The sequence below is a fragment of the Psychrobacter phenylpyruvicus DSM 7000 = NBRC 102152 genome (genome assembly GCF_000685805.1).
Classification (GTDB): Bacteria; Pseudomonadota; Gammaproteobacteria; order Pseudomonadales; family Moraxellaceae; genus Psychrobacter; species Psychrobacter phenylpyruvicus.
Genome location: NZ_JMKP01000009.1, coordinates 49,610 through 67,421 on the forward strand (window position 1 = coordinate 49,610; position 17,812 = coordinate 67,421).

Genomic DNA, 17,812 nt, shown 5'->3' on the forward strand with positions numbered 1-17,812 from the left:
GGTCACGGATTTTTTGTGGTTATAGCTTGGGTAACTAATTATTAAAGCCCTATTATTAAAAAGCTATAAAAAAGCCTTTAACTAACAAGATTCAGACCCCTAGGTCAGTAGTGAAGCCTTGTATAAGCTGCTATATTGCATTAGCCTATAGCCACATTTTTTACCAAGACATAAGGTTTTCCATGTCATTATCCACTACAAAAAATAAAGCTGATAGAGCGCTTAGCATGACCGAAATTACCGAGTTTTTATTAGAGCTCGATGCGTTAAAGCGGGTTAACCGGCGCAGTTATGTTACTCAGGCTAATCGGTTAGAGAACTCGGCGGAACATTCTTGGCATTTGGCAATGGCCTGCTGGTCTATCGCGGAGTTGTTTCAGCTTGAGGTCAATCATGAAAAGCTTTTGAAGTTGGCTTTAGTACATGACTTGGGTGAAATTGATGCCGGCGATACTTTTTTGTATGACAGCAGTCGCAGCGAGGCGCATATTGTGGAGCGGGAGGGGATTGTGCGTTTGCATGCGCATAGTGGTAATGGCATTGATAACTTGCTTGAGGTTTGGGATGAGCAAGAGACGGGCAATAGTCCTGAGACCCAATTATTAAAGGCCATTGATCGTCTGTTGCCCTTCTTACTGAACATAAATACCGGGGGTAAAACTTGGAGTGAGCATGGGGTTAAGCGTTCACAGGTGGCCGCTATGCATGCCTTTATCGCCGATAGCTTTCCGGTGATTCATGAGTGGATAGAAAAGCAGATTGATTATGCTACCGAGCAGGGCTGGTTAATTGATGCCTGATGTGATGTATAGAAATAAGTAAAAAATTTATGAAAAAATAAAGGTGCACGAGGGGCACCTTTAAAATAATGAAAAAATATATCGATATTAGTAGGTTAGGCTTTATTAGCCACACCCAAAAGCTGACCCATTTGTACCACAGAGCCATGCTCCATATCTTGGGTCCACTCAACGCCGGCAGATTTTGGCATAACCACAATAGCGGTTGATCCTAAGTAAAAACGGCCTAACTCATCGCCTTTGCTAAGACTAATATTATGCTCAAGAGTTTGTATTTCATCACTGCGCTCAATCTTGCCGGTGGCGACGGTTTCAATGCCGGCCACAATCATCGCACCAACTAAGACCACAGCGGCACGGCCATACTGAGTTTCAAAAATACAAACCAAACGTTCATTACGGGCAAATAAGTCAGGGACATTCTGGGCAGTGACATTATTCACTGAGAATAAGGTCCCAGGGACATAGCGCGTCTCAACCAAGGTGCCATCAAACGGCATGTGGACTCTATGATAGTTGCTCGGGGCTAAGTACACCGTGGCAAAGCTGCCCCCTTCATAATAGTTACCGTCTTGGTTATTGGTATCAGCCAACAAGTGGCTAACCGCATAATCACGGCCTTTGGCTTGTAGCAACTGGCCTTGCTGAATATAACCGATTTGTGAAATCATACCGTCGGCGGGTGAGACAATACCTTGCTCAGTGCTGTCGATAGGACGAGCCTCTTCGGCTAATTCTCGAGTAAAAAAGTCGTTAAAGCTGTTGAAGTCTGCTAGGTTTTGTCTGGCATACTCTTCTAAGGTAATACCGTAAGCTTTAGCAAAGGTAGTTACGAAAGCTTTTTTTACAATAGGGTTCTGGCTGGCGGCTAGGCGACCTGCTACTTCACTAATTTTTTGTTGAGGAACTAAGTGCTGAGCTGCGGTAAATAGACCGTCACGAGTGAGTAGGCGCTGAGCTTGCTGTTTTAATGAGTTTTTCATTGTGTTTTTCATAGAGGAGTGTCATCAAAAGCTGTGAAAATAAAAGATAAAAGTTGTAGATTTAAAAGTAACTAAAATAAATGTTAATAGACAGTTAGTTTATCATAAACCGTATCAAACAGCGTTAATAGCAAGAGCGATAGTATTAAGATAAGCATAGTATTAAGATATTAGTATGAAGCAGGCAATGAGGTATTAGTATGAAGGCCCTAATTCAGAGAGTAAGTGCCGCTAGTGTGATCGTTGATGGTCAAACTGTGGGTGAAATTGAGCAGGGTATCTTAGCCTATATTGGTTTGGGTCCTGAAGATAGTATTGAGACTGCCAAAAAGATGGTCGATAAAATTTTGACCTATCGTATTTTTGATAACGAAGCAGGCAAGCTTGATAAAAATGTGCAGCAAGTAGAGGGAGGACTGCTTCTGGTTTCCCAGTTTACGTTAATGGCCAAAACAGATAAGGGTCGTCGTCCAGATTTCGGTGGAGCAATGGCACCATCGCAGGCCAGTGAGCTATTTGAGCAGATGGTGGCTTATGCCCAACAGCAATATAAAAAAGTAGCAACTGGTGAGTTTGGTGCTAATATGCTAGTCAAAGCAGACAACGATGGCCCGCTAAACTTTATTTTAGAAGTGGATTAAGACTGCCTATAAGCAAGGTCGTTTGATACAGTTTGGAACTAAGTTTTTGACCTAAATAATAACTCAGCTCAATGGCTTAGTCTAATAAATTACCTACTTGTCATCTAATTGTCATAATTATAAGCTGTAATATAACGGTCATAATTTTATGAGCCAAATTACAGGTTACTGATACTGTATTAGTAATAACGTGAATCAATATCAGAGATGTAGACCATAGGACAATAAATAAGATGAATACTGAAACCATATTGGTTGTAGAAGATGAACCAGCTATCCGTGAAATGATAGTTACCACGCTAGAGATGGCAGGATATGAATGTCTGCAGGCTGAAGATGTTAATGAGGCCCATAACCAAGTGGTAGATCATCGACCTGCGCTGATTTTATTAGACTGGATGTTACCAGGTAATCAGTCAGGCATAGATTTGTGTCGTCGTCTAAAAAAAGACGAGATGTTATCAGAGGTGCCCATTATTATGCTTACCGCACGAGGCGAAGAGGATAATAAAGTGCAAGGGTTAGATGCGGGTGCCGATGACTATATTACTAAGCCGTTTTCTACCCGTGAGCTGGTGTCGCGAATCAAAGCGGTACTACGCCGTAGCAGTGCTTTATCAGGCGATAAGCCTATTGAAGCACAAGGGTTAAGTCTAGACCCTGTAAGTCAGCGTCTATCAGCAGACGGCACACCGGTAGAAATAGGACCGACAGAATATCGATTGTTGGCGTTCTTTATGAGTCACCCAGAGCGTGCCTATACCCGCACTCAGTTATTAGATCAGGTATGGGGTGGCAATGTGTATGTAGAAGATCGGACCATTGATGTTCACATTCGACGCTTACGTAAGGTACTCGAGCCTTATGACTATGCCAAGTTTATCCAAACGGTGCGTGGTACCGGCTATCGATTCTCCACCCAAGTAAATAGCTAAGCGCTTATTTTATCTATTATAGTATGATTTTTTAGTCCAACTTTTTGGGCCTATAACTGTTTTTATAATAAGGGCCAAATTTACAGGGTGTTGAGGGCTGTACTGCTAAATATGTTGTTTTTTATCTTTGAACTGAGATTGTAATGAGCCCTTCTAAGACACAGCCTGTTGCCAGAAGTGAGAGCCCTCGCTCTGCCTTACTGTGGTCAGACTTTAAGTGGTTGGTCACTTTGACCCTGCTAGGTACTGCCTTTGGCTACTATATTATCAACTCGGTGCCTTGGGGCATCATCTTGGCGTTACTGCTATATAACCTCTGGCGACTCTATGCGGTGCAGCAGTTCTATGGCTGGATGAGCAAGTCTTTAACTTTACCGCCTCCTGAGCTGTCTGGTAGCCTGACCTTCATGGCCAATAAGCTTTACGACAGCAAAAAACAAGAACAAATGACTCATCAAAAAATGATGGGGCTAATCAAAAAGATTCGTAGCTCATTACTGGCTCTACAAGATGCCGTTATCTTGCTCGATAAAGAGGATACCTTAGAGTGGTGGAACCAGGCTGCTGAAACTTTATTAGATTTGCGTTCAGAGGATCAGGGTCGCAGTATTTTGGACCTGATTAATGTTCCTGAATTTACCAACTATTATGTCAATGCTGTCTCTCCTAATGATGGGGTGCGAATGCGCTCGTGGCGAGATTATGAAAGGTTTTTGCAATGCGAGGTGACTCATTTTGGCAATGAAAAGCTACTCATTATTTATGATGTGACCCGCCTGCAGCATTTAGAGCAGATGCGCAAAGACTTCGTGGGGAATGTGTCCCATGAGCTGCGTACCCCATTAACCGTATTAATGGGCTATATTGAAACCTTCTCTGACCAGCCGGATTTGGATCCTAAGTGGCAACGTGGCTTCAAGCTAATGACCCAGCAAACTGAGCGAATGAATCATATTATTAATGATTTATTACTGCTGTCCCGTCTCGAAAACGAAGAGTCTATTCAAACCGAACGGGTAGATATGCCCAAGCTGATGACCAGTATCTTTGATGATGCCCAAGCTTATAACCGAGATTATGGTCACTTAATTGATTTGCATATTGATTCTCAGCTAGACGTTTATGGCTCTTACAGTTATCTAAATAGCGCCTTATTAAACCTAGTCACCAATGCCATAAAGTATACGCCCAAAGGGGGAATAGTCAGGATTACATGGCAAGAAGTGAAAGGGGGGTGTCTGTTCTCAGTGCAAGACAATGGTATTGGCATTGCATCCGAGCATCTTGAGCGTTTGACTGAGCGCTTTTATAGAGTCGATAGTGGGCGTAGTAGAAGCACTGGTGGAACTGGTCTGGGATTGGCCATTGTAAAGCATGTGCTGTATCAACATGGGGCCAAATTAAAGGTCGAATCCAATGAAAACAAGGGGTCTACTTTTAGTGTGTTTTTCCCAGAACGTTGTGTCTATCGTGAGGAGACAGACAAAGCAGCAGAAAAAGAGGCACAACAGATTGCTGCTAACACTGATGCTATTGACGACGACACCACTGACACTGAGCAGCCGCTACTTCTTGATGGCCCTAACCAATCATCCAAGTAACGATTGCGGTGTCCTTTAATACCAGCCTATCCAAGAGTTATCTAAAATTAGTTGAGACATTATCTAAGATAACTAAGATATTGCCACCTCGGATCAGGACACGTGCACTAGAAAAGCATAAAAAAAAGAGCCATTCACTGTTCGCGAATGGCTCTTTTATTATTGATATTAGGAGTTAAGTTATAAATCCAAACATATCAAATTAACTGCTATAGGCAGCTATTAGTGCTGTACACCACCTACGCCATGAACATGGCCATGGTTTAGTTCGTCTTCAGTAGCAGCACGTACTTCAATGATTTCTACGTCAAAGCTTAGTTTTTTGCCTGCTAGTGGGTGGTTAGCATCTACAGTTACTGTGTCATCGTTAACTTCAGTAACGGTCACTAGCATAACTTGACCTTCTGCTTCAGACTGGAACTGCATACCAGGTTGAATATTGTCAACGCCTTGGAAATTAGCGCGAGGTACTTGTTGTACGGCTTGCTCTTGATATTCACCATAAGCATCAGCTGGCTCGATAACCGCTGTTAGTGAATCGCCAGCAGACTTGCCTTCTAGCTCTTTTTCAAGACCTGGAATGATGTTGTTATGACCATGTAAATAAGCTAATGGCTCACCTTGTGACTGGTCGATAACGTTGCCACTTTCGTCTTTTAGGATATAGTTAAAGCGTACGGCAGTATCTTTTGCGATTGTTGTCATAAAATTTCCTCAAATAAATATAGGCGTTCTATAAGTTTGTAAATAATACAATAAAGTAGGGTGCTTATAGCGGCGAAATGCAAAGCTAACCATGAAGGTTAACCTAATATTTAGCCACACCTCTGCTAATTGCCTTGTCTAGTAGATTGCGATGATAGACAAAAGTTTCAAGTCATGTTCTCAAATTAATTGCCAAATTGCTAAGTTTTTTACAAAAAATTAAGCTTTTTTATGTCATAAAGCCAAAAAAAGAGGCTAATTGACCCCTTTATTAAGCCATTTTAACCCTTGTTTTGCATTGTATCGTTCTTGCAGATAGTGATAAATAGTCACAAAGTATTAAGCCAATCTAGCTCTTTGAGGTTGAAGTTTGGCTTAAAGTCCCCGATTTAATAACTATCTTAGAGATAAATACTATCCTAAGTAACAAATACAGTTCTAAGAGAGAAATACAGTTATAAAAGATGAATATAGTCTAAAGGTCGAATAAAGTGCTATTTTTACATTAATTTTATCTTTTATGAACTTTATCTTTTATGAGCTTTATCTTTTATGCTACCAGTAGCATATTTAATTTCGATGAAAAAGCCTATTACTAATAAAAAAAGCAGACTAAATCAGGGTAGTAGGCCTCAAGTACTATCTTGTTATCAAAGATAGCTCACATTTTAAATTCATTATCATGGATATAAACACCAATTATGACCACTTTGCAGAGTATCACCAGTCCCTCTTCTTCACACAATGCCGCTCATTCAAACTCTGGTGTTGTTGATTACCATTTAGATTTTAGCCGTTTTAGACAGCATTTGGTCGATGTGACCTTGAGCTTTACTGCGGAGCAGGACGCACCAGCCTTGTGGTTGCCGGCATGGATACCAGGTAGCTATTTGATGCGTGAATTCGCTCGCAATATTACTGCAGTGCATTATCAGCGTGCGGATCAGGATGACAACTCTATAGATGATAGCTGTATAAAAGATAGCTCTATAAAAAATGGGTATAGAGCAGGTAAGCTGAGCAAGAATGAGTGGCAACTTACTGAGGCTAAAGCGGGGGATAAGCTACAGATCACTTATGAGGTTTACTGCTACGACTTATCAGTGCGAACCGCTTACGTGGATCAGACCCGTCTTTATGGTAACTTCACTTCGCTAGCTTTGGCTGTTGAAGGGTTAGAGCATAGCCCTGTCTCAGTGACCTTAAGTGTGCCTCAAGATTTTTATGAGCTTAATAGCCCTAATAGCCTTAATAAACTTAATAATACCGATAAAAAAGTCAAAATAGCGTGTGGCTTGAAACCCATTTATATCCACAGCGACAACACCCACTATTATCACTTACAAGCTGAGAATTATCACGAGCTGATTGATTATCCGTTTGAGATTGCCCCGCAGGATGAGTTTGACTTTATTGTTCAGGACAATAAGCACAATGCCATTGCGCACCGCTTCTATATCTCAGGCAAGCACAGTGCTAATCTGGGCAGATTACAGCAGGATGTGCAGCAAATTTGTCAGACCTTTGTCAGCTGGCTAGGCGATGCGCCTTTTGGGGGCAAAGATTATGATGGTTACACCTTTATGACCTATGCCAGTGGCAATGATTATGGAGGGCTTGAGCACATCAACTCAACCAGTCTGGTTACCCCTCGAAGTGATCTACCCACAGCGGCAGAAGCTGATGAGCCTAGTGATAGCTACCAACGCCTCTTAGGATTGTGTAGCCACGAATATTTCCACTCATGGTGGGTAAAAACAGTCCGTCCTGATGTGATGATGAATGTTGATTTACGCAAAGAGGCGTATACACCACTGCTTTGGGTATTTGAGGGCTTCACCTCTTATATTGATGACTTTATGTTGCAGGCGTCAGGGGTGGTTAGCGCTAACAGCTACCTGAAACTGTTACAAGCTCAGATTAATCGTTATACCCAGACTCACGGCCGTTATTTACAAAGCGTAGCTGAATCAAGTTATGACGCTTGGATCAAGTTATATCGCGCTGATGAAAATACCGGTAATGCAGGTATTAGCTACTACAACAAAGGTGCTCTAGTGGCCTTATGTTTAGATCTTACCTTAATGCAGCATAGCGATGGCAAATACCGCTTATTTGATGTGGTCAAGGCTTTCTATCAACTGGCCAAACAGCAGGGCGAGGCCGGCGATCGCATCCGTGTTGGTATGGATAACGATAACTTAGAAGCGGTTATTAGCCAGTTTATGGATAAAGCAGCTTGGCAAGACTTCAAAGCGAAATATGTCGATGGGGTAGAAGAGCTGCCTATCCAAGAACTGCTTGAGGCCAATGGCATTAGTCTTAAAATAGATGAAAAAGACAACACCTTGCCTTGGGGCATCGCTGTTAGTGAAACACCAGAAGGACTGCAAGTTAATAAGGTACTGCGTGACAGTGTAGCCAGCGAGGCGGGTATCTCAGCCAAAGATGTGCTAGTAGCAATTGATGGTGTGAAGGCAACCAAAAAACAGCTACAAAGTGTGGCTGAATCTAATCTTGAGTCGGTAACCTGTCATGTGTTCCGCCGTGATGAGCTAATGACTTTTGAGGTGGCAAATACAACCCAATCTGGTGTTACTGCCAATCCTAGCTTAGAAAAAGTGAGTTTGAGTTTAAATGAGTCAGGTTATGAGGCTTGGCTTAAGCCCAAGTTTCGTTAATTAGTTTTGTTTATTCTAAACGATGCGTGTACTAAGGTTTGGCAAGTTTGTCTTACTTACAGTAACCTTGTCAAACCTACATCTCGCTAGACATTAAACTTTAAAGTATATTAATCCAAGTTGGGCTAAATCGCTCAACAATATAATTAATATGAGTATAGAAAAATTTTTATCCAAAATATACAGGGAGTGGTTTCGCTTTTTTAATTGGTTCATCTATAGTTTCTGAAAACTTACTTACCTTATCAGAATACCCTTCCTCAAAGTTTAGTTTATATATGTTTGGCATTTTTATAAATTCTAGCCAGTCATTCTTCATCCACGTTTCAACAATTTCTCTACCTAAGATATAAATCAAATTAGCTAATTGCTGATGAGGACTATTATAGAAATAAATAACCACTCTTATTGAAGTATCTTTACCTTGATTAAATGAGAAAATCTCTTCAATGTAATCTCTATCCGATGAATCTAATGAATGACCCCAGATATAAATTTCAATTGGGTGCCAAAAACTCCTATCCTTTGTGCCATTTACTTTTCGAGATTCAATTTCTGTTATTATTGATTTTGGTTTTAAAAATAGATAGTCAGTATTATTTACTAGTTTTTGGTAATACTTAACGAACCCATAAGCTTTTTCATCTTCTAATAACGAATGTTGTAAATCCGATATGCCTAATACAATTTTATTTTGCTCTTTTTCCCCTGCTTTTCCATGTAAATAATGAATGTTTTTCTGATTATATAAACGTCCGACTGTATTTGAATAGTTAAAGCTGTATATTGCTTCTAAATCAGTTTGTAAGATTTTAGGAGCTTCGAAAGTTTTTTTAGGTTTAAATCTTTCAATGAACTCAATGTAAGTTGAGAAAATTTCAATAAAATCTTTAAGCTGTTTTTCTAAATACTTAAGTATTTTTGAAGGACTAACAGATATTGGGTGCTGGTAATGGCTCTTAATAAATTCTGGTTTGACTATTAAAGCATTAACACCTGAAGATTTATAGTGTTCAACTATGGAGAAATTATTAAGTATACTTTGCAGTAATGGATAAGTGCGAAAGTGATTATCTTGAAATAACTCATCACTTATATAAGAGTGTGATAAATCAGTTCTATTTGACGATGTAAAAAAGAGTTTAGGATTAACTTCTAATTCATCTATCAAAAAACATAGTGACTTTAGCACAGTAGCCATTTCATTTTCAAAATCAATCCAAGTCTCAATACCACTATTAGAGTAATATTTGAAGTATTGGAACCATCCATTAGAACTAAGCTTATTTTTTAAATAATTAACCTCGTTTACATCTAGAACAAATTCATTAGTCTTATAAAGCTTTTCTGTACAGTGTAAGAAATAGTTTTCAATTAGTTGGTCAATTTCTTTTTTCTTGAGTCCCTTTTCAATATCACTATCTTCTATTTCCTTAGTTCTCTGTTCTAAAAGTTGCTTTTCTTCCTCTATTAAACTTTCAAACAGCTGATTAAATGACAGCTCTATATTCTCCTCGCTATCTTCTATGACTCTCATAGCATGAATAAAATGCTCATACTTGGTGGGTAAAAAATGGGCTAAATCAAAACCATTACCTAATATCAGTATTTTACGTGTGCTCATATAACTCACTTTTTTATATTTGATAGTCTTATTTATTAATATACTTGAGTAGTTAATGGCTCACAACTCTTAAAACTAATCAAACTCACTAAAACGACTATTTATAGCCCAACTTATAGCCCAACTTATAGCCCAACTTATAGCCCAACTTATAGCCCAACTTATAGCCCAACGATATTTTGTCCCTTTAGCCACTTGTAGGGAAGTTTCAACCCCGTACCTATCATATATAAAACCTAATGCCATATTTATACTCGCACTAAAGCCTTACATACAATATTCGTTATCATCCGACTAATATATTCTTACCAGATGAAAGCATCCTTAAAATCCAATTAGTTTGTAGTTATAACTTTTGGTGATAGACTTGACTTTCTCCGGTATCAAAAACTAAATCTTTGCTTTATTTGTACAATTTAACTTAAAATACATACTTTATTATAAAGTTTTACTATTATTTTTTTAGCTATCATACTCGGTCTTAGATAGTTTAATTTCATGTTCTGCATTGAACACAATATACCTAGTTGTTAGAAGTACACTATGTCAAATCATCAGCCCTTGCAGGGCGCATTCTGGATGGTTGCAGCCGGCCTTATGTTTGCAATCATCAATACCACTTTACAGTATCTCGGAATCAACTATGGCATAGGTTCTGGGGCTGCAGTGCTGTTTCAATATGGTATTGCTTTGCTATTATTTTTGCCATTAATGGGCACCGGTTCTATTCGTTCAGCGATGAAGTCCGATTTTCGCTTATTGCATGTGATACGGGTAGGGTTCTCAGTAATAGGTATCCAGCTTTGGACCTGGGCCCTGGCTTATCCGGTCCCCATTTGGCAGGGCATTGCGCTGCTGATGGTCTCTCCGCTATTTGCTACTGTGGGGTCCGGCCTTCTGCTACGTGAATCAGTTAGCCCAGTACGTTGGTTGGCTACTTTAGTAGGGTTCTTAGGGGCTATGTTGGTATTACAACCTTGGTCTGATGAATTTATGTGGGCCAGTTTAATCCCTGTGGCTGCAGCCTTCTTTTGGGCCAGTGCCTCGTTGATGACCAAGTTCACCGTCAGTCGAGATGAGCCAAGCACCATTGTCTTCTACTTACTGGTGCTGATGTTGCCATTCAATATGCTGTTTGGGTTACCGAAGCTGACATTAACTAATGATTGGCAAATGTGGGGCTTGCTGATAATGATTGGGGCGCTAACGGCGTTTGCGCAGTGGGCTATTGCCAAAGCTTATTCAGTAGCTGATGCATCTTTTGTTCAGCCGTTTGATCATATCAAATTACCGCTAAATGTGTTGGCAGGGTTTATTGTATTTGGTACTGTACCACCAGGCATGCTATGGGTAGGCTCAGCGCTAATTATAGCGTCCGTAATATTTGTCACTCACTATGAGCGTCGTCAAAACCCAGTTAAGGTGCTTTGGGAAGAGGCGCATAGCAAGTCTGAGTAAATATGGCTAGCGACTAACTAGTGAAGAGCTGTTATAGAAGCTCGGGATAAGCTTGGCAAGTGGATATAAGATTCGCTAGGTGAAAAATTACAAATTATAGGATAGCTATTTCATCTAGCCGCTACTTTATAAACTAGCTGTCTAATCACAGCCACTATCTGATGTCCAGCGATACTCAGTATGCTTAACTACCTGAGCAGCTGTTTCCTTGCCGTGTCTATCCGAAATAAAGGCTAATGCCATGTCCATACCGGCGCTGACTCCAGCTGAGGTGTAATACTTACCATCAACTACCCAGCGTGCTTTTTTGATCCAATTAACCTTGTCGGATTGTGAAGTCGCCCACTCCCAAGCGATTTTATTTGAAGTCGCTTGTCTGCCGTCTAATAAGCCCGCTTTTGCTAATAGAGCACTACCTGTGCAAACCGATAGGACCCAATCAGCTTCATTAGCCAAGTTTCTTAGAGTTTCTAAAAACTGACTATCCTCAACTAATTGACGAGTACCGAACCCGCCCACTACTAGTAAAATATCAGTTGGATTAGGCAAGTCTGCTATAGCTGTCGTCGCTAATGGCACACCATGAACACTATTAATGAGTCCGCCGTCGATAGAGCAAAACTGAAACGAGTAGTTATCCTTCAGGCTGCCAAGCATTTCGACAGGTCCAAATAGATCTAACGTCTCGAAGTCATTAAATACTAGAGCGGTGATATGTTGCATAGAGTCCTTCCTTTTTAATAAAAATATTAAATCCCTAACTGCTGTAAACGCTTAGCATTTAGGTGTACTCGAACAAATTCACCCACACCCAAATCCCCTAGCTCAAACCCAGCCACTGACCAACGAATTAAACGTAGGCAAGGTAGACCAACATGGGCGGTCATGCGTCTTACCTGCCGGTTTTTGCCCTCATAGATAGTCATCATGAGCCATGAGTCCGGTACGCTTTTTCGCTCGCGAATAGGGGGATCACGCTGCCAAAGAGGCATGGGTAGCTCATCTTCGCTCACATGTTGAACTTCGGCGGGCAGGGTTTTGCCATCTTTGAGCACCACACCTTGGCGCAGTTGCTCTAATTGTTCAGTTGTGGGGACACCTTCAACCTGTACCAAATAAGTTTTGCCTTGTTTACGACCAGCATTAGCTTTGGGCGGATGAGTAATGGCTTTGTTAACTCGGCCATCTGATGTTAAAAGTAATAATCCCTCACTGGTGGCATCGAGACGCCCAGCGACCCGCAGTGATTTGTCGCTAAAAAACTGTGATAACGGGGCAAATTTATTATTGGCATCATCGCTAAATTGACTTTGCACCCCATAAGGTTTGTTAAATAGAATAACTGAAGGCATAAGAGGACTAATATTTAAAGAGTTGAGTGTTAGAAGCTAATGGTACCATTCTACCATGAGCCAAAGCTTATAAAATAAAAGACACCCTAAGGCTGATAGCCTTAGGGTGTTTAGTATTTAGATGTTACTAAAAGATTAAGCAGAAGCTAGCTCCTTATAAAGAGGCTAATTATAAAGAGGCTAGGACTTCATTGAAGGTTTTGCTGGGTCGCATCACTTGCTTAACGATATCATCATTGGCGAAATAGTAGCCTTGTAAATCAACAGGTTTACCTTGAACCGCATTTAGCTCATTAACGATGGTCTCTTCATTTTCAGTTAGCGCTTTGGCAAAAGGAGTAAACCTTTGTTTAAGATCTTGGTCTTTATCCTGACTGGCCAACGCCTGCGCCCAGTATAGGGCCAAGTAAAAATGGCTACCTCGGTTGTCAAGCTCACCCACATTGCGTGAAGGCGATTTATTATTAAGCAGTAGTTTCTCAGTAGCATCGCTCAAAGTATCAGCCAAGATTTGTGCCTTTGGGTTGCGATCATCGCCATGCTTTGCTTCGTGCTCTAAAGAGACCGCCAATGCCAAAAACTCACCGAGTGAGTCCCAGCGCAGATGGTTTTCATCTAATAACTGCTGTACAAGCTTTGGTGCAGAGCCGCCGGCACCGGTTTCAAACAATCCGCCACCATTCATAAGCGGAACGATAGACAGCATTTTGGCACTGGTGCCCAGCTCAAGAATGGGGAATAGGTCAGTGAGATAGTCGCGTAGAACGTTGCCTGTTACCGACAGTGTATCCTTACCGGCAATTAGGCGCTTCAGGGTAAAGCGAGTGGCTTCACGAATAGACATTATGTGGATCTCTAAGCCTTCCGTATCGTGAACTTTTAGATAATGCTTAACTTTTTCAATTAAGGCAGCATGGTGAGCTCGGTCTTTGTCTAACCAAAAAACAGCCGGCATACCACTTTCTCGGGCCCGGGTTACCGCCAATTTTACCCAGTCTTGGATGGGAGCATCTTTGACGCGGTTCATACGCCAGATGTCATTTTTCCTGACAGCGTGCTCGGTAAGTACCTTACCGTCTTCATCGATTACTTGAATCTTACCTTTTCCAGGCATTTGGAAGGTGGTGTCATGCGAGCCATACTCTTCGGCTTTTTGTGCCATAAGGCCAATATTGGGTACTGTACCCATAGTGGTGGGGTCAAAAGCACCATGCTCTTTACAGAAGCGGATGGTTTCGTCATAAAGGGCAGCATAACTGCTGTCTGGAATGACTGCATTGACGTCGTGGAGCTTACCATCAGGACCCCACATTTGTCCTCCATTACGGATCATTGCTGGCATGGAGGCATCAACAATCACATCGCTTGGCACATGCAAGTTGGTAATGCCTTTGTCTGAGTCTACCATAGCCAGAGGAGGGTTGGTCTGATATACCTTTTGAATATCCGCCTCGATTTCTTTACGCTGCTTTTCTGGTAGCTCTTGAATTTTCGATAGCAGTTGCGCAAAGCCGTTGTTGACGTTTACCCCAATCTTGTCAAAGGTTTCTCCGTGTTTGGCAAATAAGTCTTTAAAATAAACACGCACTGCTTCCCCAAAAATAATCGGGTCAGACACCTTCATCATCGTCGCTTTTAGATGAATCGAGAATAGTAGATCGTTATCTTTGGCGTCTTGCACCTGCTCTTGTAAGAAGTTGCTTAGCACATCAAAGCATAATATAGAGGTATCCATCAGCTCACCTTGAAGCAGAGGTGCTGCGGATTTGAGTTCAGTTTTTGTGCCATTTTCATCGGTGTATACCACGCGATATTGGGTGGGTTTGTCAATAATGACCGACTTCTCATCATCAACGAAGTCGCAATGGGCCATAGTAGAGACGTGGGTCTTAGAGTCAGGGCTCCAAGGTTTCATAGAATGTGGGTTGGCACGGGCGTAAGCTTTGACCGCTTTTGGGGCACGTCGATCTGAGTTGCCCTCACGTAGCACTGGGTTCACCGCACTGCCTTTGACCTTATCGAAGCGCGTCCGAATCTCTTTTTCCGCATCGGTCTGTGGGTTATCTGGGAAGTCTGGTACCGCATAGCCTTTATCTTGCAGCTCTTTGATGGCAGCTTTTAACTGATGGATAGAGGCGCTGATATTGGGTAATTTAATGATGTTGGCTTCAGGTTTTAACACCAGCTCACCCAGTTCAGCAAGCGCATCAGCTACTTGCTGTTCTGGGCTTAAGTAGTCTGGAAAAACAGCTAGGATACGAGCTGCTAGTGAGATATCACTGACTTCAACTTCAATCCCAGCGGTGTTAGTAAAGGCCTCTACGATAGGCAAAAAAGACTGGGTAGCTAGGGCAGGGGATTCATCTGTTTTGGTGTATATAATTTTTGACATAGTTATCTTAAGTCCTTTTTATTGTTTTTTAGAATTAACTGGGGTTATTATTAGGGATAAATGAATTATTAGGGATAAATGAATTTGTATTTGTGGTAACCCGCAATATTGTTGCCAAGCTTAAGTTTAATCATACTAAAGAAGCGTCTTAACAGTCAGTTTACAAATCGTATCTTGTTCTGAAAGTTTGTGAGTGTATTACTGAATTTAAGCCAAAAAAATACCCCAAGAGAGTACTCTTAGGGTATTTATTTATGGCTACATTTAAATCAAGCAGTCAAGTTTTAGCTTAACTGGCCCCTCATTAGATTGAGGCAATGACTTCGTTGAAGGTCTTACTTGGACGCATGACGCTCTTAGCAACCTCTTCATCAGCGTAGTAGTAGCCTTTGATATCTACTGGCTTGCCTTGAACTTCATTCATCTCTTTAACGATGGTCTCTTCTTTGCTTGCTAGAGTCTCAGCCACTGGTGCAAATTGTGCTTTTAGCTCAGCGTCTTCGTCTTGAGCGGCCAATTCTTGTGCCCAGTACATAGCTAGGTAGAAGTGGCTACCACGGTTGTCAAGCTCACCGGTAGAGCGTGATGGAGACTTGTCATTAAGTAGCAACGTCTCAATTGCTCTATCAAGAGTGTCTGCCAATACTTTTGCTTTGGCATTGTCTTGAGTAGAAGCTAAGTGCTCTAAAGATACTGTCAACGCTAAGAATTCACCCAGTGAGTCCCAACGTAAGTGGTTTTCTTCTAACAGCTGCTGCACATGCTTAGGCGCTGAACCACCGGCACCTGTTTCAAATAAACCGCCACCTTTCATTAACGGAACTACTGAAAGCATCTTCGCACTGGTACCTAATTCTAAGATTGGGAATAAATCTGTTAGGTAGTCACGTAGGATATTACCTGTAGCTGAAATAGTATCTAGACCACGAGCCACACGCTCTAGGGTATAGCGCATTGCACGAACCTGAGACATGATTTCGATGCGTAGGCCTTCTGTATCATGGTCTTTTAAGTAGGTTTTAACTTTTTTGATAAGCTCGTTTTCATGCGGACGGTATGGGTCTAGCCAGAATACTACCGGTGTATCTGATTCACGGGCACGGCGAACGGCAAGTTTAACCCAGTCTTGGATAGGCTCATCTTTCACCTGACACATACGCCAGATATCACCTTTTTCAACTGCTTGTTCCATTAGAACTTCGCCAGTATCCACATCTACAATGCGAGCAATACCTGAGTCGCTTGATTCAAAGGTCTTGTCGTGAGAGCCGTATTCTTCTGCTTTTTGAGCCATTAAACCTACGTTTGGTACGGTACCCATAGTGGTTGGATCAAAGTTACCATGCCACTTACAGAAGTTGATCATTTCTTGATAGATACGAGCAAAAGTAGACTCTGGCATTACTGCTTTACAATCGTATAGTTTGCCATCAGCACCCCACATCTTACCGCCGTTACGGATCATAGCTGGCATAGAAGCATCTACAATAACGTCACTTGGTGAGTGGAAGTTGGTGATCCCTTTTGAAGAGTCAACCATAGCTAGACGAGGACGGTCCTCTTGACAAGCATGTAGGTCTTGTTCAATCTCTTCACGTTTTGAGGCAGGTAAGGTTTTGATTTTGTCGTACAGATCAGCCATACCGTTATTTACGTTGATACCAAGCTCGTCAAACAGCTTGCCATGTTTCTCAAACGCGTCTTTGTAATAAATACGAACAGCGTGACCGAATACGATAGGGTGAGATACCTTCATCATCGTCGCTTTTACGTGCAATGAGAATAAGATACCGGCATCACGGCAGTCTTCCATTTCACGCTCATAGAACTCAAGCAATGCTTTTTTGCTCATGAACATAAGGTCGATGACTTCTTTGTCTTGTAAAGGAATCTCAGGCTTTAATACTTTGGTTGAGCCGTCTTCTAACAAAAGCTCCATACGCACGGTACGGGCTTTATCTAGTGTCATTGACTGCTCGCCACTGTAGAAGTCGCCGCCATGCATGTGAGACACGTGAGTGCTTGACCACTGTTTCCATTCGCCCATTGAGTGTGGGTGTTTGCGCGCATAGTTTTTGACTGCTTTTGGTGCGCGGCGGTCTGAGTTACCCTCACGTAATACCGGGTTAACCGCACTACCTAAAGCTTTACCGTAGCGCTTACGAAGCTTGTGCTCTTCTTCAGTTTGTGGGTCTTCTGGGAAATCAGGAAGGGCGTAGCCTTTGCTTTGTAATTCTTTGATAGCTGCTTTTAGCTGCTGTACAGAAGCACTGATGTTAGGTAGCTTAATGATGTTAGTATTAGGATCTTGAGTCAAACGACCTAGCTCGGCTAAGTTGTCTGGAACACGTTGCTCTTCTGTTAAGTAGTCAGGAAATTCTGCCAAAATACGAGCAGCAACAGAGATGTCACTGGTCTCGACCTCAATGTCTGCTGTCTTAGTAAAAGCTTCAACAATAGGCAAAAATGATAGGGTTGCTAGTGCTGGGGCTTCGTCGGTTTTTGTATAAATGATTTTTGACATTATAGTAATCGGTCCCTTTAGTTCGTAGATAATAAAAAAACTTAAACTTGGATAAAACTAATCTATATATGCAATAAAGAACTGGAAAAAGCTTATAAACTTTTGTATAAGTATAT

General features: G+C 41.6%; 13 protein-coding genes. 6 read left to right on the top strand and 7 right to left on the bottom strand.

The window, feature by feature from the left end; translation table 11 throughout:
* Positions 1-182: 182 nt before the first annotated feature.
* Positions 183-800 carry an HD domain-containing protein gene (locus G561_RS0105390; RefSeq protein WP_051584386.1) on the top strand — a complete coding sequence of 206 codons (618 nt, stop codon included), beginning with the start codon at positions 183-185 and terminating at the stop codon, positions 798-800.
* A gap of 95 nt (positions 801-895) precedes the next feature.
* On the opposite strand, the gene asd is transcribed toward G561_RS0105390, so the two are convergent.
* The gene (gene asd, locus G561_RS0105395; protein WP_051584387.1) at positions 896-1,783 is read right to left on the bottom strand and encodes an archaetidylserine decarboxylase; all 888 of its coding nucleotides are present in this window, start codon (positions 1,781-1,783) and stop codon (positions 896-898) included.
* 200 nt (positions 1,784-1,983) lie between these two features.
* Here asd and dtd point away from each other — a divergent pair, with 200 nt between their 5' ends.
* The 3 genes from dtd (at position 1,984) to phoR (ending at position 4,960) form a co-directional block, all read left to right on the top strand.
* The gene (gene dtd, locus G561_RS0105400; RefSeq protein ID WP_028858639.1) at positions 1,984-2,424 is read left to right on the top strand and encodes a D-aminoacyl-tRNA deacylase; all 441 of its coding nucleotides are present in this window, start codon (positions 1,984-1,986) and stop codon (positions 2,422-2,424) included.
* Between the two features lie 233 nt (positions 2,425-2,657).
* Positions 2,658-3,359 carry a phosphate regulon transcriptional regulator PhoB gene (gene phoB, locus G561_RS0105405; RefSeq protein ID WP_028858640.1) on the top strand — a complete coding sequence of 234 codons (702 nt, stop codon included), beginning with the start codon at positions 2,658-2,660 and terminating at the stop codon, positions 3,357-3,359.
* Between the two features lie 143 nt (positions 3,360-3,502).
* Positions 3,503-4,960 (top strand): phosphate regulon sensor histidine kinase PhoR, encoded by a 1,458-nt coding sequence (gene phoR / locus G561_RS14025; RefSeq protein WP_081794382.1) that lies wholly within the window; start codon positions 3,503-3,505, stop codon positions 4,958-4,960.
* Between the two features lie 222 nt (positions 4,961-5,182).
* On the opposite strand, the gene G561_RS0105415 is transcribed toward phoR, so the two are convergent.
* On the bottom strand, positions 5,183-5,665 hold the full coding sequence (locus G561_RS0105415) for an FKBP-type peptidyl-prolyl cis-trans isomerase (protein ID WP_028858641.1): 483 nt from the start codon (positions 5,663-5,665) through the stop codon (positions 5,183-5,185).
* Positions 5,666-6,366: 701 nt separating this feature from the next.
* Here G561_RS0105415 and G561_RS14030 point away from each other — a divergent pair.
* Complete coding sequence (locus G561_RS14030) at positions 6,367-8,346, top strand: M61 family metallopeptidase (protein WP_037031756.1); 1,980 nt, start codon at positions 6,367-6,369, stop codon at positions 8,344-8,346.
* Positions 8,347-8,515: 169 nt separating this feature from the next.
* Here the strand turns inward: G561_RS14030 and G561_RS0105425 are convergent, their stop codons facing one another.
* Positions 8,516-9,970, bottom strand: coding sequence for an AbiH family protein (locus G561_RS0105425; RefSeq protein ID WP_028858642.1), 1,455 nt, complete (start codon positions 9,968-9,970; stop codon positions 8,516-8,518).
* Between the two features lie 543 nt (positions 9,971-10,513).
* Between G561_RS0105425 and G561_RS0105435 the strand changes: the two genes are divergently transcribed.
* The gene (locus tag G561_RS0105435; RefSeq protein ID WP_028858643.1) at positions 10,514-11,428 is read left to right on the top strand and encodes a DMT family transporter; all 915 of its coding nucleotides are present in this window, start codon (positions 10,514-10,516) and stop codon (positions 11,426-11,428) included.
* A 141-nt stretch (positions 11,429-11,569) separates the two neighbouring features.
* On the opposite strand, the gene G561_RS0105440 is transcribed toward G561_RS0105435, so the two are convergent.
* The 4 genes from G561_RS0105440 to G561_RS0105455 form a co-directional block, all read right to left on the bottom strand.
* Positions 11,570-12,151, bottom strand: coding sequence for a DJ-1/PfpI family protein (locus G561_RS0105440; protein WP_028858644.1), 582 nt, complete (start codon positions 12,149-12,151; stop codon positions 11,570-11,572).
* 26 nt (positions 12,152-12,177) lie between these two features.
* Positions 12,178-12,780 (bottom strand): pseudouridine synthase, encoded by a 603-nt coding sequence (locus tag G561_RS0105445; RefSeq protein WP_028858645.1) that lies wholly within the window; start codon positions 12,778-12,780, stop codon positions 12,178-12,180.
* Between the two features lie 169 nt (positions 12,781-12,949).
* Positions 12,950-15,172: an NADP-dependent isocitrate dehydrogenase gene (locus G561_RS0105450; protein ID WP_028858646.1), complete on the bottom strand. Its 2,223-nt coding sequence runs from the start codon at positions 15,170-15,172 to the stop codon at positions 12,950-12,952.
* Between the two features lie 304 nt (positions 15,173-15,476).
* Entirely contained in the window at positions 15,477-17,696 is a 2,220-nt protein-coding gene (locus G561_RS0105455) for an NADP-dependent isocitrate dehydrogenase (protein WP_028858647.1), read from the bottom strand.
* Positions 17,697-17,812: the final 116 nt, after the last annotated feature.